This is a genomic window from Mucilaginibacter sp. SG564 (genome assembly GCF_013149275.1).
Taxonomy (GTDB): Bacteria; Bacteroidota; Bacteroidia; order Sphingobacteriales; family Sphingobacteriaceae; genus Mucilaginibacter.
The window spans coordinates 24,661-50,037 of the sequence record NZ_JABGNA010000017.1 but is presented as its reverse complement, the minus strand read 5'-3'; the positions used below and the strand labels follow the sequence as shown (position 1 = coordinate 50,037).

The following is a 25,377-nucleotide window of genomic DNA, read 5'->3' as shown; positions in this document are numbered from 1 at the left end:
ATTTATTACCCCTTCAGGGGGTGGGAGGGCTATGGCATTTCGTCAGTTACGCAACCTTCGGCCGCGGTACTTACTGTTTTAGCATATCTGTATAATAAACCTTTGCTTACTTTTAAAGCAGGTTGTTTCCAGGCTGCTTTACGGGCAGCAAATTCTTCGTCGCTGATGATTACGTTGATGGTGCGGTTAACGGCATCAATAAATATCCGGTCCTCGTCTTTTACAAAAGCGATACCGCCGCCATCATAAGCTTCTGGTGTAATGTGGCCCACTACAAAACCGTGTGTACCGCCCGAAAAACGTCCATCGGTAATTAATGCTACCGAGCTACCCAGGCCCGCACCAAATATGGCCGAAGTTGGTTTCAGCATCTCCGGCATACCCGGAGCACCTTTAGGACCCACGTTGCGGATAACTACCACATCGCCGGCTTTAACACGACCGCTTTGTATACCATGTATCAACTCAAACTCGCCATCAAATACACGGGCAGGGCCTTCAAAGCTGGTACCCTCTTTACCGGTGATCTTGGCTACGCTGCCACCTTCGGCAAGGTTTCCGTATAATATTTGTAAGTGACCGGTAGCTTTAATAGGGTTGGTAGCCGGGAAAATTATTTTTTGTGTTTCGAAGCTGAGCTCCGGAACATCGGCCAGATTCTCGGCGATGGTTTTACCGGTAACGGTCAAGCAATCGCCATGTAACCATCCCTGGCTCAGGCAATATTTCATTACAGCTGGCACACCGCCAATATTGTGCAGGTCTTCCATCATGTATTTACCGCTTGGTTTCATATCGGCCAGTACAGGGATGCGGTTACTTACCTCCTGGAAATCGTCCTGAGTTACTTTAACGTCAACGCTTTTGGCCATGGCTATCAAGTGCAATACTGCGTTGGTTGAGCCGCCCAGTACCATGATCACTACCATCGCATTTTCAAATGCTTTGCGGGTCATGATGTCTGACGGTTTAATATCTTTTTCAAGCAATACCTTGATCGCTTTACCAGCGGCAAGGCACTCTGCTTTTTTATCTTCGCTTAATGCAGGGTTTGATGATGAATAGGGCAAGCTCATACCCAAGGCTTCGATAGCTGCAGCCATGGTATTAGCGGTATAAATACCACCACAAGCACCCGCGCTTGGACAGGCGTTTTTAATTACACCCATAAAATCAACATCATCTATCTGGCCGGCAATTTTTTTGCCCAAAGCCTCAAATGCCGATACAATGTTCAGATCTTCACCTTTCCAGTGACCAGGTTTAATAGTACCACCGTACACCATGATTGATGGACGATTTAAGCGGCCCATAGCCATGATAGAGCCCGGCATGTTTTTATCACAACCCGGCAAAGTAATTAAACCATCATAATACTGCGCGCCGGTAACGGCTTCAATAGAATCGGCAATGATATCGCGGCTCATTAAAGAGTAGCGCATGCCTTCGGTACCATTGCTCATGCCGTCGCTTACGCCAATGGTATGAAATATTAAGCCTACCAGATCCTGATCCCAGATACCTTGTTTAACCAGTTTGGCCAGATCGTTCAGGTGCATATTGCAGGTGTTACCATCGTAACCCATGCTGGCTACGCCGACCTGGGCTTTTTCCATATCGTCGTCGGTTAAACCTATGCCGTATAACATGGCCTTTGCAGCAGGTTGTGTTTCGTCCTGTGTAAAAGTTTTGCTGTACTTATTCAATTCTATAGCCGCTGTAGTATCTGATGATGAACTCATTTTATTTGGTATGATAGCCTAATTTGTAAATAATTCTGTCTCTTGATCCTGGTTTATTCGTACAGTACGAATCTGTATTTGTAAGGTAGATATAGCAATAAAGAATAGCAATACCTACAAATATTTTTTCGAAAAAAGTATTTTATGTTGTTTTTATTGTAAATATGAAATTTAATTCTGTTTTAAATAAAAATATAGCAATAATATATGTTGTAAAATATACCAAAGTTCAAAACGGTATTCGGTACATTTTTTATGCATGCATAGCAAGTTGTCGATTTTCTGCCCGAAATGGCTAAACCCGCTGTAGAAGTTATAAAAATTGGCTCGCTTTGCATGGTGTAATTGTTGCTTAATGATGTTGCTTTATGCTATATATAATTTGCCTTAAAATTTACCTCCGTTAATTTAAACAACTTTTAAGCAGGGGCTGATAAAAAAAGGATTCAGTTTGTTCAGTGCCGGTTAATGTCATATAACTTATGAATTAATGTTTAGCCCATAATATTATCCCAAAAACATGGTTTACACTTTTTTGAGGAAATAAAATATATATGGTTAATTATCAATATTTTATGCCCATGTTAACCATGAAAAGTGTAAACCATGTAAACCCACTTTTTGCTTATTGAGCTAATCTCCAGCTCATGGTTCTACGCCAATTGTTGGTTGACATAGTTTGCAAAATCCCCTGTCAAAAAAAAATGTCAAAAAAAAACGTCCGGGGTATTATACCCGGACGTTTTTTGTAAATGTAGGTATAAGGACTATTTGTGCTGAATGCCTTCAGCAAGAATAATGACCTTATTGTTTAATACTTCAACCACACCGCCTTTAATAAAGAAAACTTCTTCTTTAGCAGCGCTGCCACCGCGCACAGTTAATTTACCATCCTGTAAAGTAGAGATGATAGGCGCGTGGTGGTTTAATATTTCAAATAATCCCAAAGTACCAGGAACGGTTACCGATGTGGCTTCGCCCTCGTATACTTTTTTGTCGGGAGTAAGAATTTCTAATGTCATGTTTTTAGTATCAAGTATTGAGTATCAAGTATCAAGTAAATAAAGTTAAACCAAGTAGCAAGGCTGTTTTGATCTTGCTACTTGATACTAATTACTTGCTACTAGTTATTAGCTTCTGCTAATAGTTTTTTACCTTTTTCAATGGCGTCTTCGATGCTGCCTACTAAGTTGAAAGCTGCCTCAGGATATTCATCCACTTCGCCGTCCATGATCATGTTGAAACCTTTGATAGTTTCTTTGATATCAACCAATACACCTTTTAAGCCGGTAAATTGCTCGGCCACGTGGAATGGTTGTGACAGGAAACGCTGAACACGACGCGCACGTGATACAACCAGTTTATCTTCCTCAGATAACTCGTCCATCCCCAGGATCGCGATAATATCTTGTAACTCTTTGTAACGTTGTAAAGTTTCTTTAACACGTTGAGCAGTGTTGTAGTGCTCGTCGCCTAAAACAGCTGGGCTAAGGATACGTGATGTAGAGTCCAATGGATCCACAGCAGGGTAGATACCTAACTCGGCAATTTTACGTGAAAGTACAGTAGTAGCATCTAAGTGAGCGAAGGTTGTTGCCGGCGCAGGGTCGGTCAAGTCATCCGCAGGTACATAAACTGCTTGTACTGATGTGATTGAACCTCTTTTAGTTGAGGTGATACGCTCTTGCATGGTACCCATCTCGGTAGCCAGTGTTGGCTGGTAACCTACCGCTGACGGCATACGGCCTAACAGCGCCGATACTTCAGAACCTGCTTGTGTAAAGCGGAAGATGTTATCGATAAAGAACAGGATATCACGGCCTTTGCCATCTTCTTCGCCATCACGGAAATACTCGGCAATGGTTAAGCCTGATAAAGCCACACGTGCACGTGCACCTGGAGGCTCGTTCATTTGTCCGAAAACGAATGTTGCTTTTGACTCTTTCAGTGCTTCGGTATCAACCTTGGTTAAATCCCAACCGCCTTCTTCCATCGAGTGCATAAAGCCATCGCCATATTTAATAATGCCCGATTCAAGCATCTCGCGTAAAAGGTCATTACCTTCACGGGTACGCTCACCTACACCGGCAAATACTGATAAACCAGAATAAGCCTTGGCAATATTGTTGATCAATTCCTGAATTAATACGGTTTTACCTACACCGGCACCGCCAAACAAGCCAATTTTACCACCTTTAGCGTAAGGCTCTAACAGGTCAATAACTTTGATACCTGTGAACAATACTTCAGTTTCGGTAGATAGATCCTCGAAACGAGGAGGGGTATTGTGGATAGGGCGACCATTAGATTTATCTAAGTTAGCAATACCGTCAATGGCATCACCAACTACGTTGAATACGCGGCCTTTAATGTTTTCGCCAACCGGCATTTTAATAGCGGCTTCGGTATCCAACACTTTCATGCCACGTAGCAATCCGTCTGTTGAATCCATCGCGATCGCACGTACACGATCTTCACCCAAATGCTGTTGAACTTCTAAAATTACTTTTTGGCCATTTTCTTTCGTGATTTCTAACGCGTCATAAATCTTAGGAAGATGAGCATCATCAGCGAAACTTACGTCAACTACCGGACCAATGATCCGTGATATTTTTCCAATGTTTGGCATATATAACCTGGTGTTTTAAAGAATTTTTCTGCGAAATAGTTGTTACTGTTAAAATATAAGATGCTATTTCAGAGGCGCAAAGTTAAGATTTCTATCCAAATATTTAAATAGCAACGTCAACATTTTTGCATATATTTTCTGCACACCTGTTTTCAGGTTTTTAATCCGCAAAACTCAACACAATTTTCCCTGTGTGTTTGCTGCTTTCCATCAGCTCATGAGCTTGTGCTGCCTCTTCGGCTCTGAAAACTTTGTAGATAACCGGTTTTATTTGGCCCGATGCCAGCAAGGGCCAGATATTTTTTTGCAGGTTTTGAGCGATGGCAGCTTTAAATGTTACCTCCCGTGCCCGTAGGGTAGAGCCGGTGATCACCAGCCGTTTCATCATCACCTGGGCCAGATCAACCTGGGCGTCTTTGCCTTTCATGGTATTGATCATCATCAGGCGGCCCTCCACAGCCAGCGATTGGATATTGCCTGGGGTATAATCGCCGCCTATCATATCCAGTATTACATCAACGCCTTTACCATTAGTGAGTTGTTTGATGACATCGGCAAAGCTTTCAGTTTTGTAGTTGATGGCTTTGGCAGCGCCCAATTGCTCGCAAAAGCGGCATTTTTCATCGGAGCCGGCGGTAACATATACCTGGTGACCCAGCGCTTTTGTCATTTGTATAGCTGTAACTCCTATGCCGCTTGAGCCACCGTGAACCAGCAAGGTTTCATTGCCCTTTAAATTCCCACGGTCAAATACATTACTCCAAACAGTAAAGAACGTTTCGGGCAGCGAGGCTGCTTCTATAAAGGAAAGCCCCTCTGGTACAGGCAGACATTGACCTTCCGGTGCGCTGCAGTATTCGGCATAGCCGCCTCCGGTTACCAGGGCGCAAACACTATCCCCAATTTTCCATTGGGTAACTTCCGTGCCGATTTCTACCACAGTGCCCGCTATTTCTAAACCGGGGATATCCTTTACCACGCCAGCCGGAGGAGGGTATTTACCCTCGCGTTGTTTTACATCGGGGCGGTTAACCCCGGCGGCCATCACTTTCACCAATACCTCATTGGTTCCGCAACCGGGTTTGGGCCTCTCGGCAATTTGCAAAACGGACGGAGCGCCGGGATGGGTGATAACAACTGCCTTCATTTTTCAATTATTGAATTATTGATTTTGAGAAAAGGTACATGATACCAAACGGTCGGTTTGGGGGTTCCTTTTTCTCTTAACTAAACAGCCCGTTTCTCTTTTTGTTGATGAGAAACGGGCTGCCTTTTGTACAAATATACCGATTTTTTTGGATGGGATAAAAGCTTAATCTGTCCCTTTTCCCTACCCAAAATAAGTTCCCTGTTCCAGATCGGAAATAAGGCTAATGCCGTTTGGTTGCCAGCCCAGTTGTTCGCGGGTTTGGACGCTGGAAACCAAGTTGTCCATACCTGCAAAATGGCCGAACCAGCCAAAATGCTCATTGGCTTCTTCATGTGTTTTGCTCACAACAGGTACATTCAGTTGCCTGCCGATCACTCCGGCTATGTCGCGGAAGGGTACACCTTCTTCAGCAACTGCATGATACCTGGCACCTGCAGCTCCTTTTTCCAGAGCGAGCCGGTATAAGCGGGCTGCATCCAGGCGGTGTACAGCTGCCCAGCGATTATGGCCTTCACCCACATAAGCCGCAACCCCTTTTTCGCGGGCAATACCAATTAGCACAGGTACAAAGCCGTGGTCGCCATCGCCATGTACGGTAGGTGGCAGGCGTAATACTATGGTATGTACACCCTGGGCCGCTACAGCCATTGCGGCTTCTTCTGTAGCTACGCGGGGAAAAGATGAGGCATCGAAATTGGGTATAATATCTTCCGTAGCCTTTGGGTTGCCCCTAAGCAGTCCGGTACCAGAGGTAATAATAAACGGACGATCGGATCCGCTAAGCACTGAGCCTATCGCCTGTATCACTTGCCTGTCTGTTTCACAGCTGGCTTTAAATTGGGTGAAATCATGAATAAAACCGGTATGGATCACGCCATCGGCCATGGCTGTCCCAGACCGTATACTTTCGAGATCGGTGAGATCACCGCGGTGCGCTTCGGCACCAGCAGCGATAAGGGCTTTTTCGCCCGCATCTGAACGCGTGAGGCCAAGTACCTGGTGCCCCGCGCTTAATAATTCCTGAACAACGGCCGAGCCTACAAAGCCCGTAGCGCCTGTTACAAATACACGCATGTTTTTTTGAATTAGATAAATAAAAATTAAATCGTTTTTAACGATTCAAAATTGGCCAATACCGCTCCGGGAAAAGAGGACATTTGACGCTGTTTTTATTTAGGTGATTTGCCGCTTCTGCGAATTTCCAACTCGTGGGTACTTGGCTTTAGCTTTCAGCCGAACAATCGGTGAAAGCTGGAAGCTTCAAACATGCATCCCACGAGATAAGCTGCGTTAATTTCGCGGTAGCTGAAGAGGACAGATACAAAAACAGCAATTGCAGTAAAATATCGCAATTGCCGTTCTCTGTGTTTAGCTTATTGTTGAATTATTTTAGTCCGTAAGTAAGATAGCCGCCATCAGCTACCAGTTCCGTACCGGTAATAAAACTGGCATCGTCAGAAGCCAGGAACAATACTGTTTTTGCAATTTCATCGGGATCACCCAATCTTTGCATCGCTGTAGCGGCAGCTAAATGCGGCTTCGCTTCCGCGGGTACCGCGTACTCTAACCCTGGTGTTTGAACCGGGCCCGGACTAATAATATTTACGCGGATATTTCTTTCGGCCAATTCGTTTGCCGCGATATTGGCAATTTTGTTTAACGCGCCCTTGGTTGCCGAATAAACACTGGTTCCTGAATTTGAAGCGGTTGCTACCGTTGATGAAGTGAACACAACGGCCGATCCGTTTGCCAAATGCGGAATGAGCTTTTGTAACGTGAAGAAATGACCTTTCACATTGGTGTTAAATTGCGCGTCAAAATCTACTTCTGTTGCGTATTCAATCGGCGTAAATACCGCTATACCAGCGTTAAGGAAAAGAACATCTACTTTTTCTCCGTTTTCCGCGATCGCTTTTTCTAAGATTGAGATATCTGCCAAATTTGAAGTATCCGAAACTATTGTTTTCAACTTTGCACTGCTGATCTCTGTGGCTGCCTTTTGTAAATTTTCGGCATTCCTGCCTGTAATCCAAACGTTTGCCCCGGCGTTAATAAATGCTTTTGCGGTGGCTAATCCAATCCCTGTGGTTCCGCCTGTTATAACTACGTTTTTATTATTGAAATTCATGATTAAATTTTTTTATTGTTTACCATGCAAACATAGGATACTGAAGTTTATTTTGGTTACTTTGTAACAAAAAGTAACAGTAACATTAGGGTAACTAAGTAACTTATGGCTGACAACGTATGTCTTGTAGGACACAAAAAGGAAATCATGGCTGTGCACGATGCCATGGATGTATTGAGCGGAAAATGGAAAATCTCCATCATCTCATCCATTTGTTATTATAACGAAAGAAGGTTTTCTGATATATTGAAAGATGTTCACGGTATATCAAACAAAATGCTGAGCAAGGAATTAAAGGAACTGGAAATGAATAAACTGATAAAACGGACTGTTTTAGATACTCAGCCTGTTACGGTTCAGTATAATTTAACCGAATACGGCAAAACCTTGCAAACTATCATTGATGACCTTGCGGATTGGGGGATAAAACATAGGAAGGCGATTACAGAAGATCTATAATAGAAGACCTGGGGTGCCGGGGTAGTATGCTTTTTTAGAAATTATTATCGTTTAAGCTGGGCGTGCCGCACACGGCTAAGGGTTTTGAGCGAAAGCCCGAGGTACGAGGCGATCATGTGCAGCGGCACACGTGCGAATACAGTAGGGTAGGTTTGTACAAACTCATCGTATTTTTCTTCGGGTGTGGCGCTGATGGCGCTAAAGATGCGATCGCGGCCTAAAGTTACGTTGCGGGAAATGAGCCGTTCGGTAAAATATTTTAAGCGGGGGATCTGCGCAAACAGGAGATTAAAATCATTTTTAGTCCAGAACATGATCTCGCTGTCTTCTACCACATCAATATAATAACGGGAGGGGGTATCATTATGCAAACTATCCGGCTCGGTAACCCAAAAATTTTCGGGCGAAAACTGAACGATATGTTCGGTGCCGTCTTCGCGGGTACGGTAGGTGCGTAACAGGCCCTTGCAAACGAATATTTTAAAACGGCATACTCCACCCTCCTGCAACAACACTTGTTTGCGGCGCACTTTTCTTTCATCGGCAAAGGAGTAGATTAGTCTGATCTCATCATCAGACAGTTGCATATTCTCCTTCAAGTAAATTTCAAATCCGGTGTGCATATAACTATCAAAAGTAAGGAAAATATGAAAGTTGGTTGTATTGCTGTAAGAAAATCACTTTTGGATGATATGTTGCAAGGGGTTAGGCTAAGTGCTTTTAATATTTTTGTCTCCTCAGGGTCTCCTGAAAGGGATCAGGAGGAGACTGGAAAGGTGCCTCTGACGATTGTATGCTTACTCGCTCCTTAAACTATCAACCGGGTTACTGCGTGCGGCTTTAAATGATTGTGAACTGATAGTAACAAAGGCAATAACCAACGCGCCCGCGGCTGCCGAAAGCAACATCCACCACTGGATATTTTGTCGGTAAGCATATCCCTGCAGCCATTTGTTCATGATGGGCCAGGCCAGCGGCGTAGCTATGATAATAGAGATGAAAACCAGCTTGATGAAATCTTTAGAAAGCATAGTTATTATGGTGGAAACGCCGGCACCCAATATTTTGCGTATGCCAATTTCCTTATTACGCTGCTCTGCTGCGTAGGCTGCCAGGCTAAATAAACCTAAGCAGGCTATAAAAACAGCCAGGGTAGTAAATGTCACAAAAAGGTTTCCCATGCGCTGCTCGGTTCGGTAAAGGGCGTCAAAATCGGCATCCATAAATGAATATTCAAAATGCTCATGCGGGGCTGTTGTTTTCCATGTAGCTTCTATCTGCGCTAACATCGCCGGTAGGTTATGCGTGTTTACGCGTACGCTTAAGCGGGCCAGCCAATCGTTTTCCATTACCATTACCAATGGTTCTACGTTATCGCGCAGCGAACTGAAATTGAAATCTTTTACCACGCCTATAACGATATATTTTTTCTTAACATCATTTCCTACACCTGTATAAAGTGATTGGTTGACAGGGTCGCCGTGATAGCCTAATATTTTGGCTGCTGTCTCATTAATAACTACCGCTGTGGAGTCTGTTTTAAACTGGGCAGAAAATCCACGCCCGCTTTTTAGCTCGATACCCATTGTGTTTAAATAATCCTCATCCACTTTCCAGAGTTGGGTAGATTGTCCGTTGTTTTGATCGGTAGATATAAAACCAATCGAACGGTAACCTCCAACAGGTAAATAGCTGGTTAACGTGGCATTCACAACACCCGGCAATTGTTTAATTTGCTGTTTAAACAGCTTGGTATTATTGAGGGTATTTACACTGTTAATGGTTAATACCTGGCTGCGCTTAAAGCCAAGATCCTTGTTTTGAATATAATGCAGCTGATTATAAATAACCAGCGTGCCGATGATGAGAAAAATGGATATAGAAAACTGGAAAACAACCAAGGTACTCCGGAGTGTGCCGCCTTTAAAACCGGCGGATAGTTTCCCCTTTAAAACATCAACCGGTTGAAAAGCCGACAGGAAAAATGCCGGGTATGAACCTGCCAAAATACCAACGAATAGTACAATGATGAGTAAAGCGGGCAGTAACCAACTTAACGTTTGAGGTGTTATGCTTAATTCCTTATTTGAAAAATGATTGAAAAGAGGGAGCAAAGCCCAGGCTGCCAGCACAGCTATCAAAGCTCCCGCAAAAGTTACTATTAATGACTCAGCTAAAAACTGGAAAACCAGGTGCCTGCGCGATGAACCCAACACCTTGCGCACCCCAACCTCGCGTGCCCGATTAGCGGAGCGGGCTGTAGAAAGGTTCATGAAATTGATACAGGCCAGCAGTAAAATAAATATCGCTACCGCCGAAAATATGTAGATGTGTTGTATGTTGCCGTTAATGCCAAGCTCTCCCTGCCGGTTCGATTGCAGGTGGATATCCTTTAGTGGTATTAAACTAAGCTTGAAATAATTGCTGCTCGATTTAAACTTTTTATAATCAAAATCGGTATGAACCAGGTTTCGATCCATTAAGGGATTAAGTTTTGCTTCAAAGCGTTTCTGATCGGTTCCGGGTTTGAGCAATATATAAGTTTTGAACGGACTGATGCTGTTCCAATTGCCTTTTCCAACAGGAAATGAAGCCAATAGGAAATTAATTTTAAAATGTGATTGCTGGGGCATATCGCGCATTACACCGGTTACTTTATGGTTACTGCTATCGGTAATCAGGAAAAGCGTTTCGCCTACCACATTGGTACGGTTAAAATATTTTTTAGCCATCGATTCGGTAATGACAACGGCATTCGGTTCTGTTAATGCTGTTTTAGGATTCCCGGAAAGCATGGGGAAGGTGAAAATATCAAAAATGCCGTTCTCGCAATAAAAAGTAGCTCCGTCTTCCCTCACAGTTTCATTTCCTTTCTTGAAACGGATGTTTACAGCGGGGGTTATCCGCACGGCCTTTTCAACTTCCGGAAACTCCCTCATCAGCGCGTCGGCAAGCGGGATAGGGCTTCCTGCAAAATATGATACAGTTCCGTTATACCTAAGATCGGTATTTACCCGGTATATGTTTTCACATTTGGTATTGTACCGGTCGTAACTTAATTCATCAACCACAAAAAATATAATAAGCAGGCAAATAGCCAAACCCAAGGCCAGACCAAGGATATTAATAAATGTAAAACCTTTGTTTTTTAAAAGGGTACGTACCGCAATTTTTAAATAATTCCTGATCATAGCGTGTAGGATTTTGATATCCTAAAGATATAACTAAATGTTTAGTTAATCAAGAAATATTTTAAAAAACTATTAGATAGCTATAAAAACCAAGCCTACTTTTGCTTCGCTATGTCAATAGTATGATCGAGCATCTGCATACCACCTTGCCAGCCCTGGTGACCAGGGATAACATATTTAACACCTCTGAATTTATTTTTTAAACGGGCTACTGATAAAGGCCATTCAGCAATATTACCATCGGCGGTGTAGCCCTTTTCGTTGGTATCCATGCTTTTGATGAGGCAGCCACCAAATAGTACTTTGGTTTGGGGTAGCCATATTACAATGTTGTCTTTGGTATGACCCTCGCCCGGGAAATAGGTTTGCACTTTTACGCCTCCAATAGTAAAAACGGTGTCTTTAGTAAAGGTAAACTCAGGCTGCTTGTCATTGTGTTGTTTGGCCAGCTGTTTAGTTAATACGTTGGTGTAGGTTTTGGTGCCACTCTTTCTTAATACATCGAGGCCAGCGGTACGGTCGGTGTGGAAATGAGTGGATATGCAAAGCGCTATTTTTTGATGATAGCGTTGTTGGATGGTATCTATCAGCTGCCGGGTCTGGTCTTCGTCCCATGGGGTATCAATCAATACGATGCCTGCTGGTGTTACTATATACAAACCGTTGGCCGGGAATGGTGTCTTGTCATCGGGCAAACCATAGGAAATATATACATATACATTGCCTGTTAAGTGTCGCGTACTGATGTGGAAAGGCCTGGTTTGCGCTTTGACTAAACCGGATAAAAGCAGGAATAATGCAAACAATGTATATTTCATAGCTCAAAATTATATTAAACGAATTAATTACTATCCGATTACGAATAAAGCGGGTATTTTTTATTTATTTGTAGTAAAACAATTAACTATGACATTACAAGCAGGCCAGGCGGCACCTCAATTTACCCTGTTTTCAACCAATGTAGACGCGGTATCATTATCTGATTTTAAAGGCAAAAAAGTAGTCCTTCATTTCTTTCCTTTAGCTTTTACCGGAGTATGTACCACTCAGCTGTGTACCATGCGCGATAATTTTGGCTATTACGACGGATTGAACGCCGTGGTATTGGGCATATCTGTCGATTCGCCTTTTACCCTGGGTAAATTCAAGGCTGAGAACAATTACCAGTTTGATCTTTTGTCTGACTTTAATAAAGAGGTATCATCCGCTTATGGCGCTTTGTACGAAGAATTTGCACTGGGCCTGAAAGGCGTATCCAAACGCTCGGCCTTTGTAATCGACGAAGATCAGAATATTATCTATGCCGAAGTGTTGGAAGATGCTGGTCAGCTGCCCAATTTTGCAGCTATTGCCGAAATAGTAAAGTAGGTAGCAGGCAGCAGATCAGCTATTTGGCGGGTCAAAAAAAATAAATCAGAAAGATATTTTAAAAAAGTTTGCAACGGATAGCTAAAAGTTCTATTTTTGCAGTCCGTTTCAAAAGGCACTCGTAGCTCAATTGGATAGAGCATCTGACTACGGATCAGAAGGTTAGGGGTTCGACTCCCTTCGAGTGCACTAAACGTTAAGCCTTTCTGTGTTGTACCGAAAGGCTTTTAATTTATATAGAGCATGCTAAATCTGGTATTGTTTGGTCCTCCCGGAGCAGGGAAAGGGACTCAGTCGCAAAAGCTTATTGAAAAACACGGTTTGATACACCTTTCAACAGGCGACCTTCTACGCGGCGAAATTGCACAAGGAACAAAGCTTGGTTTAGAGGCAAAGAAACTGATGGATGAGGGGATGCTGGTTCCGGACGAGGTAGTTATAGGCATGATCAGCAATAAGCTGGATGCCAATAAGGATGCCGAGGGATTTATATTTGATGGCTTTCCGCGTACCGTAGCGCAGGCCGAAGCATTAGATGAGTTGCTAAGTTCAAAAGAATCTGCCATATCTGGCATGATAGCACTTGAAGTAAATGACGACGAGCTGGAGCACCGCCTTTTATTGCGTGGTAAAGATTCAGGTCGTGCTGATGACGCCAACCCCGAAGTTATCCGTAAACGCATCAAAGAGTATAACGATAAAACAGCGCCGGTTGCTAATTTTTATAAAAACCAGCACAAGTTTACCAGCATAAACGGTATAGGTTCAATTGACCAGATATATGGCGCGATTGATGCCGTTATCGAACAATATTAAGTAAAAAGACAGTCCGCAAGTCGGGTAAGTCAGTAAAGTCCGGAAGTTGAGAAAGTCAAAATTCTTAACCTTTCGGACTTTACTGACTTTCAGACTTCCCGGCTAAAAATTAAAATACAATGTCGCAGGGTTCCAATTTTGTTGATTATGTGAAAATCTGTTGCCGCTCTGGCCACGGAGGGGCGGGCTCTGCTCATTTACACCGTGATATATTAACATCCAAAGGGGGCCCGGATGGTGGCGATGGCGGTCGTGGTGGTCACGTGATCATCAAAGGCAATGCCCAGTTGTGGACAATGCTGCACCTCAAATATCGTAAACACGTCATAGCCGGCGACGGCGATTCGGGCGGCAGCTCCCTACGTACCGGCAAAACCGGGCGCGACGAGATACTGGAAGTACCCCTGGGCACAACCGTAAAAAATGCCGAAACGGGTGAGGTCATCTTTGAGATAACCCAGGATGGCGAAACAAAAATATTAACACCCGGTGGTCGCGGTGGTTTAGGCAACTGGCACTTTAAAACCGCTACTCAGCAAACCCCCCGCTTTGCCCAACCCGGTGAAGATGGCAGGGAAGAGTGGAATATCCTGGAACTGAAAATACTGGCCGATGTAGGTTTAGTAGGTTTCCCTAATGCAGGTAAATCAACCCTGCTTTCGGTAGTGTCTGCCGCCAAGCCCGAAATTGCCGACTATGCCTTTACTACCCTGGTGCCCAACCTGGGCATCGTATCGTACCGTAATAACCGCTCCTTTGTAATGGCCGATATCCCAGGAATTATCGAAGGGGCATCACAAGGCAAAGGTTTAGGTTTTAGGTTCCTGAGGCATATCGAACGTAACTCGGTGCTGTTGTTTATGGTACCTGCCGATACTAACCGCACCATTAAAGAAGAATACGAAATATTGCTGAATGAGCTGCAGCAATACAACGCCGAGCTGATGCATAAACCCCGTGTTTTAGCCGTTACCAAAATGGACATGCTCGATGATGAGCTGCAGGCCGAAATGAAAAAAGAACTCCCAGAGGGCGTTCCTTCTTTATTTATATCCTCTGTAGCGCAAAAGAACCTCACCGAACTGAAAGACCTGCTTTGGGCAGAGATCAATAAGGGCGCTTAGAGATAAGAACCAAGAAATTAAGAGTCAAGAATCAAGATCAGAAATGTTTTCTACTGTGTAACACAAGTTGCGCTTTATCCTGATTCTTATTTCTTGGTTCTTGACTCTCTTATCTCTTGCTTCTCTTTTTACTTCGCTGAATACAGCACATAATCCTTACTCAACATATCCATTTTAAAGTCTGTATAATCCGGGAAACATTTGAGCATGATGTCTGATCTTTTGCCTGCATAGCTTGCGGGGAGCAGGATAAATAGTGGTCCGGCGTGGCCGCGATGCACGTAGCTCTCGTCCTCAATATCGCTGTCTGTGTCAAGAGGATTTAAAGTAATAAAACGGTTATGGTTGATCTCCAACCCCAGATCAGGACTGGTAAATACAAAAATGGCGTTGTTGTTCTTTTTGTCGAGATCCGTAATGTAGTTCAGTGATGGCTGATCAATAAACATTTGGGCCAACCCCGATGTACCCCTGGCATTTACGTTTTTGTTTTGCAGGTAGCCCGGTACAAAATAGGTAAAGCTAAAAAAGGCGATCATCATACAAAGAAAACCAAATGCAGCCTTGTAAAATATACTGCTCTGGCCTACTAAATAAACCACACCCGGTATAATTAACAGGCCAATTAAGCGCAGGTGCCTGGCTTCGTAAGATATGTACGCTTGTTTTAAAAAGTTATAGCCAAAAAACAATGTGGCAACGGCATAAAAAACCATAAGCATTAAGGCGTATTTTTTATTCGGCACTTTACGCACTATCCGTATAACCAACAAAACACTTAATATCGCGGTCAATACCACGGTGAATACCGACCAAAAATGGCTTAGCAAAGGAGCATCATCATGATATATCAAGCCGCCCACGATATCATCAACAGAAAAACCGGCCAATATAGGTGAGGCTAGTGGGAAGCTGAAGGTTTCCCAGGCCAGTTTGATGCCACCGGCACCCGAGGCGGGTGTACCGCCTTTGGATAGGTAAAACTTGTATATTGTAACCAATGACAGCACAGCTGGTATACCTATCCAGAACCCTTTTTTTACCCACCCCCAAAAACTGGTTTGACCGGAGGATAAGTTGATCCATAAATAAACGCAGCCTGCTCCGTATACCCATAAAAACGATGATTTGCAGCAAAAGCCAATCCAGCCCGAAAGTATCAGGAATACAACTATTTTCCATCCTGGTTTATCAATAGCCGCGCAACCATACAGAAACCATCCGGCGAAGCCGAAAAGCAGGATCTCGCCGCCATTATAAAAAATATAGGGTACTATAAAGGCTTGCTGGCAAGCAATAACCAATACACTTACAGCCGCCACAAGCGGTGTAAATCCCACTTTTTTGAAAAGCAGGTAAAAGCCAGCCAAACCCGACAGGCTGAACAAGATAACAGTAACCGCGGCAGCCTTACCGGTATTGATGCCTAAAAGCAATTTAAAAACGTAAGGAAAAAGATATTGACCCGGTGACCACCAAGCCAAAAACTCAGCGGAGTTTTTAGCTACATCGGCCGGATCGGGTTTTATGACCATGTTAAAGCCGCCACCCATTTGCATGGCGCGCAGCACCTGGAAACCCCAACAGGAATCCGGAAAAATAGACGTGGGATACAGGTATATCATGATACCCAGGATAAGTACCAGGATACCCAGGGCAGCTAAAATAATTTGGTGGATGTGAGACTTTTGCACTGACATAAATGAGCTTAGGTTTGATGTGTAATAATACGGTCGCGGATCTTGACGGCTGGATTACCCTGGTAAACGCTGTAGGCATCGAGGTTTTGGGTAGCTACGGAGCCGCTGGTTAGTACGGCATGGCTGGCAACGGTTATCCCCAGGTTTACTATGGCGCCGGCACCTATCCAGGCTCCATCTTCTATAATAAGTGGTTTGGTTATCAGGTTAAAACTTGTTTTTTTATAATCGTGACTGCCGGTGAGCAACACCACCCCCTGCGAAAGGCATGCGTGGCTGCCGATGCTGACGCCGACAAGATTATCTATCCATACCTTTTCGCCTATCCAGCTTTGATCACCAACACGCAGGTGCCAGGGATATTTGATATTAACACATGGTTTAATGGTTACATTTTTGCCCACCTTCGCGCCAAATAGCCGTAGCAGAAACACCTTGAACCCATTGATGGGCACCAGGCTGGTTTTAAAGAACAGTGCATTCACATAAAACCATAATAACCTTTTTACAGCATTGCCACCCGGATGAAAAGGCGAATTGTTATAAGTAGACAGGTCGGTTTTATGCATACGTTTTGATAAGAGAGTTAAGAATCAAGAGTCAAGAAAAAGTACCTCGCACTTGTTTATAATTTCAATAAAGGAATAAGTTTTTTTAGATCATTTGTTTCGCCTTTATCTTGACCCTTAACTCCTGGTTCTTGACTCTTGATTCTTAACTCTTGGCTCTCTTTTTACCCAAAAGTAAAGACTGATCAAAATCAATAAATAGATAACAATATTAAAAATAGTATGATGATCAAATATCCCGTTTGTTTTTTTACTCCAAAACAAGGCTAACAGCACAAACCTGATAATGTTTAAAAACTGGATACCAAATAATCCCAGGATCAAAAACAGGAGTTTGGATTTTAACTGTTTGGGATAAGCGATCACAAAGGCCGAAAAAAAGCTCATTACCCCCAGCCCCAGGCAATCATAGGCTAAGCGGATAGAGCCTTTGCCTGCTACTAACAGATCAAGTTGATTATGAATCACATCAAACCCCATTACCCTAAGTACAAAGGCACTGCCCGATAGTAAAAGGGAGCGCAAAGCCTGTATGTAATTTAAATATGTGGCTAAAAAAGCATTATAATGATTGCCATGACTGGTTAAACCCAGGAACAGGATATTGAAATAATAAAATAACAGAAATAGGATGATAAACTTTAAAGCGAATTTTATAGGGGAGATCTGATCACCGGCAGACCTTTTTTTATTGGAGCTAAGTATTTCATCAATTTTTACATCAATAATAAGCCGGAACCAGAATCCCTGTAAAAAATGAAATATGATACCCGTACGCCCGTCCAGTACCCCCAACTGAAAAGTCATGCGGTAACCAAAGTACAACCATGGGCGTAAATATCTTGGTAATTGCCACCATAAGCGCTTAAGCCAGGCGGTACGTTCATCGGGCGAGCCCAACAGGTTTGGTTTAATGGTTTGATGCCTGAGGTTTTGCATGCGTTCTACCTCTTCGCGCGCCGCCAGGTCGCTGTAACGGTTATGTTTATCTATCCAAAAGCTGATATTGTTTTCTTTCAGATTTTCCTCTAAAATATGGCCGCTTTTCCAAACTGTGGTTTTGCCCGGAACGATGAAACGGTGGTCCATCCCCTCATTCAGGTCGGAGTACCCAACCTTATACCTGAACATTTTGAGCAGATAGATAGGGTAGTATCCTCCATGTTTTATCCAGCGGCCCTTGAAAAAATTTTTCCGGTTAAAGTAGATGCCGTCAATATCCCGGTATTCTGCATCATTAAAATTCAGGAGCAGCTCTTTTAGCTCCGGGGTAACTATCTGGTCGGCATCAAAGCAAATAACCCAGGGGGTTTGTATATCAAAGCTCTTTAACGCATGGTCCCATTGTTTGGGATGGTTTTCAAAGGGGTGCTGTTGTATAACCGCCCCGGCTTGTTGCGCTATTTGGATGGTTTGATCGGTACTGCCCGAGTCCAGTATAAAAACAGGCGCGCTCAGTGGAGTTATCGACTCCAGTAAACGGGGTAAATGCAGGTCCTCGTTATAAGTAAGTATGATGATCGAATACGGAACCATCAATTCAATTTAGCTTTTATCAACATTGATTTCCATAAATAAGGCCAGCGTCCGTTACCTTTAAACGAAGTAACGGTAAAACCGGCATTTGACAATGCCTGGCTCAGTGTTTTTTTTGACCATAATTTAATATGCCCGCCCAGCCAGAGCGGATCCATGTGGCTGTCCCATTTGTTAAAAATACTGAGCACCAGGTTTTTTAAATAACCATGATATGGGGTTGATACCACTAACTCTCCGCCTTCTTTAAGCTGTTTTTTGCAGAACAGGATAAACGCCTCGGGATTGTACAAATGTTCAATAACCTCGGTAGTGATAATGATATCAAAAGGTATGTTTTGTAATGGCTCTGGTAAATTATCCGAGGACAGGTCTTGCACAAAAAAGCGATCCGGATTTTTTTGTCTGGCAATGTCTATACCTTGTGCAGAGGCATCGGTTCCGTAAGCATTATAGCCTTGCTCAATTAAATAGTTCACCAGGTAACCATTACCGCATCCCAGATCAAGTATGTTACGATGCCGCGATTGATCGAGCATGCCAAGCAGGTCGTGGATCTGATAGCTTAAGTTATGCGTTGGTTGGTCGTGATGATAGCCATAGTCGTTATAATCGGCCATGGTTAATGATGTTGGTATACATGTTCAGGTATTGGTTGATCAGGTTGTTTTTATCAAAATCGGCTGCAATTATTGATGGGGCCGCTGCCCGGATACGGGTTAACTCAGCCCGTTGCCTGTTGATCAGATTCAACTGCCTGGCAAACGCGCGGCTGTTAGGTTCACATTGCCAGCCCAGGCTTTTTTCAACTACATATGTTGATAGCCCTACAAATTCGCTTAACAAAACGGCTGTTCCCTGGCTTAAGCTCTCAATAACCACGTTTCCAAAATTTTCATCGTAAGAGGGTAATACCAGCAAATTGTTTCCTTTTAAAAGCTCAAACTTGTTTTCGTTTTGAAAGCCCAGCCAGTTTATGCTTTGCTCGTGACCATTGCTTTTGGCCAATTTTTTCAATTCAGCTATATATCTGCTGTCGCCATCACCGGCTATGGTTAATGTAAAGGGGAAGGTTAAATAAGGTAAGGCGTTGATCAATATATCCAATCCTTTTTTTTCTTCTATCCGCGAAAGGAAAATTAATTTGAATACGGATCCCTGATGGTTGCTATCAGTAGCACGATTGATCAAAGGTAGCTTAACCAGGTTGGCAATATTAAAAATACTTTTGGGCCGAACCAGGCTCAGCATCGCTTCCTGTTCTCTCTGGGTAGTTACATGACAGTACGAGCGTTTGAACAGTGGTTTGGTAAACAGATGATGAATGGTTTTTTTAATGCCCTTGTTTTTGTTTTGAAAGGAATAAGGGCTTAATGTTCCCCTGGCCGAGATCACAACGGGCACCCTGCGCCACACAGCTATGAGACAGGACAAAACCGAAACCAAATTCCACCAGGCCTGGATGTGCACCACATCATATTGTTTAACATTTTGCCAAACGGATTTTAACAAGGCCGGTGAAAAATGGGTATGATCTTTAGTGATCCGCTTAAAATAGATAACTGTAACACCATCTACAGTTACCGCTTTATTGGGCGCTACCGGCAACTCAAGGGTTCCGTTAGCGGTTGTGGTATATACCATGATGTCGAAGCCTGCTGTAACCAGTTGTTGGCATAACATGGATACCGACATGATGGGGCCGCCGTAAATAAGCGCGGGTTTGTATGAAGCAGAGATCTGTAAAATTTTCAAGCCTTTTGCAGGATATGGGTTGCCGTAAGTATTTTATGAATGATGAGCATGGTAATATAACTCCAGAAAACGCTGTTGATCAAAAACTCAAAACTAAGCCCGCGCCACATGATCTGGAATAGGCCGCTGAAAATAAGCGCGGTACCCAGGATATAGCCTCCAAAAAGCTTTTCGGCCTGTAAAGCGATGAGCTGAGCAACGGCCCCGTAGACAAACAAACATAAAATGATACCCAAAGCTCCGCCCGAAAGATAAGCGTCGACTATAAACGCGGGTTTTGCCGATACATTGGAGAAACGGTTAATAACCCCGGCGTTGTAAACGCGTTCCATGATCATTTCTTCGGTAATGGGTTTTGTAGGCCAGAATATACGGGGGATGATGGCGGTTCCCGATTGTTTAAGCAGCGTTAAACCATAATAATCAACCTGTTTAGGGGTTGATTGTACAAAATGTGTAAACATATCTATTTCGCTTAAGCGGTTTACCAAAAACGACCAGTTGGAGTCATCATCATCTGGATCGCTGTTTAGGGTAGCATCCAATGCCAGCTGACTGGCTTCGGTGGCGTTGCTGTTACCCGACCATGCATTTTGCCTGAAAACACGGTTATAAGTAGGTAAAAGAATAAATAGCAACAGCAGTAAAGGGATAAAAGTAAAGGTGACTGCTTTTTTATAACTTGGGTACAAAAATATTCCTAGCACCATTACGCTTATAATAATCGGTTCTTTAAACCCAGATAGGAGCGATTGATAAAAGTTAAAACAATAAAAACCAAGACAAATAAGGGTGTTGCCTACTTTTTTTAGCGGAATGGCAAATGCCAGCGCCAGCGTGCCCGCGATAAAGCTAAGCGAGTTAAACTGATTATAGAATTGCGACAAGCCCGGCACTTTTAAAAACAAAATAGATACCGGGAAACTGACAACAGCAAATAACATGAGCAAATTGGCCAGCTTTTGCGTATCTACCTGGTAAATTTTTTTAACAGGATACTGCATAAATACCAGTATACCTAAAACCATAGCGGCATGGCCCAGGCAATAATAGCGCTGGCATTGCGCGGTGAGCAGCAGCTTTTCATGATCAACCAGAATATAGCCTGGTTTTACAAAGTTCTCATAACCCATTACATCCATAAAATAAAAAATGGAAGTACAGGCCATGTATCCGGCAAAAATGATCTGCACTAAAAAGATGGGGCGCATTAACTGGCCTGCTATGCTTCTGTCGGCTGGGAGGGGTTTTACCCAACCGCTTAATGTGAGCCAGAATATCAGGAACGAACCCAGCCAGGCGATAAGATAGGAAAGCACCGGATCGCCTTTTAATAAAAAGGAGAGTCCCCAGGGTAAAAATAATACGATAAACCGCTCCAACGGAGCCTGATTAGTTCGCATGGTTGTGCTTTAGTGTATTTACAATGGCGGCTACTTGTTTGTCGAAATTCCAGTCGCCTATTTTAATTTGGGCATTGGCTCCTAAAGTTTTCAACCGGGATTTGTCTTTCAAAAGTGCGCCGAGTTTTTGGGTAATATCAGATAAATTTTCCGGATCAAAAATATCACCAGTAATTTCCGGAGTGATCAGATCGGCCGCGCACCCCACTTTGTTAGATACTAACACGGGCACTCCGGCAGCCATGGCTTCATTAACGGCGAGGCCCCAGGTTTCACCCGGACCTTTGGATGGCAGGCAAAAAAGATCGGCAGCCTGATAAATTGCAGGCATATAGGATTGATTTTGAAAATCCATAAAGTGGATACGCCTGTTGATGCTGGCCCTTGTTTTTAAAGGTATTTCCAAAATACCACCCCCTACCAATAATAAGTGTACGGTTGGTTTATTTAATGCCAGAAAAGCATCGATCAATAATTGTGGTGACTTTTTGTCTTCAAATTTACCCGCGAAAAGTACCAGGGTATCATATTCTGGGATGCCCAACTTTTGCCGTAGGCTTAAAGCTTCTTTATGCCTGTCGATGCCAAATCTTCCGTTATCTATCGAGTGCGGGGCAAAGGTTAGCTGTTGGTCTGTCAATCCGTATTTTTTAAAATAGGTTTTATTATTGGCGCCCACATAAAAAGCATGATCGATATAGCGATAAACCCATTTTAAGAAAATGGATCTTAGAAACGCACGGATGCCGGGTTTTATATCGAGCAGGGTAGAGTCGCCCCTGAAATATATGGGTAGTTTATGATGGTAATAACGAATAGCTTTTAAGTGACTGTGATAAGCCCAGCCATATACCAGTAAGGCATCGGGCTGCCATTGATTGATCTGATCGATCAATCCCGGATTGACAATACCATTGCGGTGATGCGAGCCCGGATCTGATGCCGTGTTGCTTACCCATTCAAAATCATACCCCTGTAATAACGGGATATCCCAATCGACTTTTTGGCCGAACCCGGGATCAAACTTTTCCATAGCTTTTTCGCCCCAGGTATAAAACACCCTGACCTCCATACCCGGGCTTTCGGCCAGCAATTTAAAAACCGGGGCGTAATATTGTACCGGGTGGGTAGTTATAATGGCTAAGCGCATAGTTTGTTAAGAGGCAAGAGTTGAGAATTAAGAACCAAGAGAGCTTCTATCATGAGTCAATTTTTTTTCTGTCTTGATTCCTGATTCTCAATTCCTGACTCTCTGTTTAAAACCTGATTAAAAAGTCGGCACTGATTCACCGTCATCTGTTGTGCCGAATATTTGCTGATGGCTTCCTGGTTGTAGACAGGCGGTTCTGGATCGCCATGCGCTAACTGTGAAAAAAAGCTATTGATAGCTGCTGCTGTTACACTTTCATAATCATAAACGTGCTTTACGCCATACTCCCTGAGTATTGATATTGCTGAACTTTTTTTATTGAAAACTGCCAGCAAGGGTTTTTGCGTAAGCAGGTACGGGTAAATTTTTGAAGCCGTGTATTGCGAATCATCCGAACCCGGAATAAAAACCGCGTTTGCCTGTTGCAAGGTAAGCAACGTATGATAATAACTGATCCGATCGGTTATTTCAACCACATGATCGGCTGTTCCATATTGTTGGGCAAGAGGCAGTATGGTTGGTTTGCCCTGCCCTACAGGGGCATAGCTGGTACCTATAAAATAAAACTTCAACCGGGTAAAAAAGTCGTTTTCGAGATTGCCTAACCCTTTTTGTAGCGCCTCAAATACGGGTGCAATGGCTCTGTGCATATCTGTGCCGCCACGACCAACATAAACAACATTAATAAAGCGATCATCTAACAGGCTTGTAAATTTTGCTTGATTTTCACGAGCGATGTACATATCCGGTTCAAAAGCACCAAAGGTCATCACTGCCAATGGTCTGTTTTTTATTACCGGATACCTATTTTTCAGATCATCGATATAGCCTTCTGAAACACTGATCAAACCATCGGCGTTTTTAATGGCGATGGGTTCCAGATATTTATTTAAACGGTACGAGAACCAGTATTTGGGTGGCTGCTCCGCCCGGGGTTTATCCCGGTAATAATCAGAATGCCAGGGATCCTGCATATCGATAACGTAGGGGATACCAAATCTTTTTTTCCAATAAGCGCCTAAAATGCAAACCGGGAACTGCGTGGTTGAAAAATAGATAAGGTCAAATTTCCTATCCCTTAAAAGCCGGTTAACTTTACGGCGATAAAACCAAAGCGACCGTAAAGCGATGCTCCCTAACCCCAATTTGGATGTCCACCGTTTATGAAACGCTTTCACTTTGTGGATCTTGATATTGCCGGGGATACTTTGCAGCAGCAAAGGATCGATAGCCATATCAACATATTGCTCATCCACCATCACCAGTTCTACGTTCCATCCATGAGCGGCAAAATAAGGCAAACTCATCCGCACCCGCTGCATATCCGCTGCGTTTACCGGTGGAAAATAGGGTGATATGATGAGGAGGTTTTTCAATTTAGTATCAAGTAGCTAGTATCAAGTATCAAGATGTTTTGTGATATGTAACAGTCATTTTCTAAAAGTCGTGATACTTGATACTAGCTACTTGATACTAATTCTACTACGTTTTGAAATATCACACTTTCATTTTCCCAGTTCAACTCCGTTTGCCCCAATTGATAGTTCATTTTCTTTGTTTCCGTTAAGCTTTCCGGGTTTTCGGCATAGCCCAACAGACAGTTGGCCAGGGAGGCGGCATCGTTTTTTTGATAAAGGCATCCTGTGCTTGGGTACTGCTCCATAAAAAGGCGCTGGGCCTGGGTATCGCTGGCAATAATGGCCAAACCTGCATGTATATAGGTAAAAATTTTATTGGTAAGGCAAATATCCCTGTTCAGGTTCGGTGCTGTTTCGGTGGCCATGCCGATATCAAACTGCGCCGTGAATTTAAAAAGCTCATCCGGCGCAATAGGCTGATGAAAATGGATCCGACCGGTATCAAGGCGATTGTATTTTGCCAGCTCCGCGATCATTATCTTATCGTTATCAGAACAATTGCCCAGTAAATGTAATTCGGTTGGTTGGGCGGTTAGCGCCATCGCCTCAATGATATTTTCTATCCCTCGCTCGGGCCCTACAGTTTGTGAAAACCAGAAAAGTTTCAAAGGCAGTGTCGCATCAGTGCTTGGCCTCGCCGGAAGATCGGTCCTGGGGAAAACATTATTGATCACCACGGGATCCAGATAAGGGTAAGTTTGTTTGTAATACTGCGCAATAAGCGGACTTGCCGCGGTAAAATAGTCTGTCTGCGGGAAATATTTTTCTTCAATAAATTTATTCAGCAGATAGCCTTTTTCTTCCCTGGTTTTAAACTGGCCAGAGTGCATATCCTCGGCGTCATACCCAACTTTTGCACCGTTATATTTTGCTGCCAAAACGGCCGCCGGCAATGCCCCGAGATTGTGCGCTATGTACAGATTAGTTTTGATAGATCTGGCGACAGACAGTGCCTCCGCATGTGTTCGGGATATGGCATTTTCCGGGATGTCCAAAGTTTTGGTATAATTAAAAAGATGCAGGCTTGTTTTTTGCCGCAAACGTGTTTGGTAATAGCTTAGTTTTTCATGTACGGGATCGCCACCGCAATAGATATACACTCCTTTGTTTCTGTTGATGATATCCTGATCAAACTCCCGCGCCCACTCCTGGTAAAAGCAGCAGATCACCTTAACGTGGTAACCAAGTTTTATTAATGTCTCGGCCTCCTTAACCAGCCTGGGATTGGTACTTGGCTGC

Annotated in this window: 22 protein-coding genes and 1 tRNA gene; 5 read left to right on the top strand and 18 right to left on the bottom strand. The window is 43.5% G+C overall.

The window, feature by feature from the left end; genetic code table 11:
* Positions 1–29: 29 nt before the first annotated feature.
* From ilvD to FHW89_RS26515, 6 genes are all read right to left on the bottom strand, one after another.
* On the bottom strand, positions 30–1,742 hold the full coding sequence (gene ilvD / locus FHW89_RS26540; RefSeq protein WP_172338070.1) for a dihydroxy-acid dehydratase: 1,713 nt from the start codon (positions 1,740–1,742) through the stop codon (positions 30–32).
* Between the two features lie 767 nt (positions 1,743–2,509).
* Positions 2,510–2,764, bottom strand: coding sequence for an ATP synthase F1 subunit epsilon (gene atpC / locus FHW89_RS26535; protein ID WP_076374640.1), 255 nt, complete (start codon positions 2,762–2,764; stop codon positions 2,510–2,512).
* A 101-nt stretch (positions 2,765–2,865) separates the two neighbouring features.
* Positions 2,866–4,371: a F0F1 ATP synthase subunit beta gene (gene atpD / locus FHW89_RS26530; protein ID WP_172338069.1), complete on the bottom strand. Its 1,506-nt coding sequence runs from the start codon at positions 4,369–4,371 to the stop codon at positions 2,866–2,868.
* Positions 4,372–4,531: 160 nt separating this feature from the next.
* Positions 4,532–5,518, bottom strand: a complete 987-nt coding sequence (locus FHW89_RS26525; RefSeq protein ID WP_172338068.1) for an NAD(P)H-quinone oxidoreductase — start codon at positions 5,516–5,518, stop codon at positions 4,532–4,534.
* A 183-nt stretch (positions 5,519–5,701) separates the two neighbouring features.
* Positions 5,702–6,595: an SDR family oxidoreductase gene (locus FHW89_RS26520; protein WP_172338067.1), complete on the bottom strand. Its 894-nt coding sequence runs from the start codon at positions 6,593–6,595 to the stop codon at positions 5,702–5,704.
* 310 nt (positions 6,596–6,905) lie between these two features.
* Entirely contained in the window at positions 6,906–7,649 is a 744-nt protein-coding gene (locus tag FHW89_RS26515; protein ID WP_172338066.1) for an SDR family oxidoreductase, read from the bottom strand.
* A 105-nt stretch (positions 7,650–7,754) separates the two neighbouring features.
* On the opposite strand from FHW89_RS26515, the gene FHW89_RS26510 reads away from it, so the two are divergent.
* On the top strand, positions 7,755–8,108 hold the full coding sequence (locus FHW89_RS26510; RefSeq protein WP_172338065.1) for a helix-turn-helix domain-containing protein: 354 nt from the start codon (positions 7,755–7,757) through the stop codon (positions 8,106–8,108).
* A 44-nt stretch (positions 8,109–8,152) separates the two neighbouring features.
* Here FHW89_RS26510 and FHW89_RS26505 read toward each other — a convergent pair whose 3' ends face one another.
* The 3 genes from FHW89_RS26505 to bla form a co-directional block, all read right to left on the bottom strand.
* Positions 8,153–8,731: a Crp/Fnr family transcriptional regulator gene (locus tag FHW89_RS26505; RefSeq protein WP_172338064.1), complete on the bottom strand. Its 579-nt coding sequence runs from the start codon at positions 8,729–8,731 to the stop codon at positions 8,153–8,155.
* Between the two features lie 174 nt (positions 8,732–8,905).
* Entirely contained in the window at positions 8,906–11,299 is a 2,394-nt protein-coding gene (locus tag FHW89_RS26500; RefSeq protein WP_172338063.1) for an ABC transporter permease, read from the bottom strand.
* Positions 11,300–11,394: 95 nt separating this feature from the next.
* Positions 11,395–12,117 (bottom strand): subclass B1 metallo-beta-lactamase, encoded by a 723-nt coding sequence (gene bla / locus FHW89_RS26495; RefSeq protein WP_172338062.1) that lies wholly within the window; start codon positions 12,115–12,117, stop codon positions 11,395–11,397.
* Between the two features lie 88 nt (positions 12,118–12,205).
* Between bla and FHW89_RS26490 the strand changes: the two genes are divergently transcribed.
* The 4 genes from FHW89_RS26490 to obgE all read left to right on the top strand — a co-directional run bounded on the left by FHW89_RS26490 (position 12,206) and on the right by obgE (position 14,607).
* On the top strand, positions 12,206–12,667 hold the full coding sequence (locus tag FHW89_RS26490) for a redoxin domain-containing protein (protein ID WP_172338061.1): 462 nt from the start codon (positions 12,206–12,208) through the stop codon (positions 12,665–12,667).
* A 115-nt stretch (positions 12,668–12,782) separates the two neighbouring features.
* Positions 12,783–12,856: transfer RNA gene (locus tag FHW89_RS26485), tRNA-Arg, on the top strand.
* Positions 12,857–12,910: 54 nt separating this feature from the next.
* A complete protein-coding gene (locus FHW89_RS26480) occupies positions 12,911–13,483 on the top strand; it encodes an adenylate kinase (RefSeq protein ID WP_172338060.1) in 573 nt (190 codons plus the stop codon).
* 119 nt (positions 13,484–13,602) lie between these two features.
* Entirely contained in the window at positions 13,603–14,607 is a 1,005-nt protein-coding gene (gene obgE / locus FHW89_RS26475; RefSeq protein ID WP_172338059.1) for a GTPase ObgE, read from the top strand.
* 128 nt (positions 14,608–14,735) lie between these two features.
* Here obgE and FHW89_RS26470 read toward each other — a convergent pair whose 3' ends face one another.
* The 9 genes from FHW89_RS26470 to FHW89_RS29045 form a co-directional block, all read right to left on the bottom strand.
* The gene (locus FHW89_RS26470; RefSeq protein ID WP_172338058.1) at positions 14,736–16,307 is read right to left on the bottom strand and encodes a hypothetical protein; all 1,572 of its coding nucleotides are present in this window, start codon (positions 16,305–16,307) and stop codon (positions 14,736–14,738) included.
* 8 nt (positions 16,308–16,315) lie between these two features.
* Positions 16,316–16,876: a putative colanic acid biosynthesis acetyltransferase gene (locus FHW89_RS26465; RefSeq protein WP_172338057.1), complete on the bottom strand. Its 561-nt coding sequence runs from the start codon at positions 16,874–16,876 to the stop codon at positions 16,316–16,318.
* A 117-nt stretch (positions 16,877–16,993) separates the two neighbouring features.
* Complete coding sequence (gene xrtY, locus FHW89_RS26460) at positions 16,994–18,412, bottom strand: exosortase Y (protein ID WP_253952329.1); 1,419 nt, start codon at positions 18,410–18,412, stop codon at positions 16,994–16,996.
* Positions 18,412–19,032, bottom strand: coding sequence for a bifunctional 2-polyprenyl-6-hydroxyphenol methylase/3-demethylubiquinol 3-O-methyltransferase UbiG (locus tag FHW89_RS26455; protein WP_172338055.1), 621 nt, complete (start codon positions 19,030–19,032; stop codon positions 18,412–18,414). Before FHW89_RS26455 ends, xrtY begins: the two co-directional genes overlap by 1 nt.
* Positions 19,019–20,167 carry an XrtY-associated glycosyltransferase XYAG1 gene (locus tag FHW89_RS26450; protein ID WP_172338054.1) on the bottom strand — a complete coding sequence of 383 codons (1,149 nt, stop codon included), beginning with the start codon at positions 20,165–20,167 and terminating at the stop codon, positions 19,019–19,021. The genes FHW89_RS26455 and FHW89_RS26450 overlap by 14 nt, the downstream gene beginning before the upstream one ends.
* Complete coding sequence (locus FHW89_RS26445; RefSeq protein WP_172338053.1) at positions 20,164–21,570, bottom strand: exosortase Y-associated Wzy-like protein; 1,407 nt, start codon at positions 21,568–21,570, stop codon at positions 20,164–20,166. Before FHW89_RS26445 ends, FHW89_RS26450 begins: the two co-directional genes overlap by 4 nt.
* Entirely contained in the window at positions 21,560–22,720 is a 1,161-nt protein-coding gene (locus tag FHW89_RS26440) for a glycosyltransferase family 4 protein (RefSeq protein WP_172338052.1), read from the bottom strand. The genes FHW89_RS26445 and FHW89_RS26440 overlap by 11 nt, the downstream gene beginning before the upstream one ends.
* Positions 22,721–22,776: 56 nt before the next feature.
* Positions 22,777–24,096: a glycosyltransferase gene (locus FHW89_RS26435; RefSeq protein ID WP_253952328.1), complete on the bottom strand. Its 1,320-nt coding sequence runs from the start codon at positions 24,094–24,096 to the stop codon at positions 22,777–22,779.
* 83 nt (positions 24,097–24,179) lie between these two features.
* On the bottom strand, positions 24,180–25,307 hold the full coding sequence (locus FHW89_RS29045; RefSeq protein WP_172338051.1) for a glycosyltransferase: 1,128 nt from the start codon (positions 25,305–25,307) through the stop codon (positions 24,180–24,182).
* Positions 25,308–25,377 lie beyond the last annotated feature (70 nt).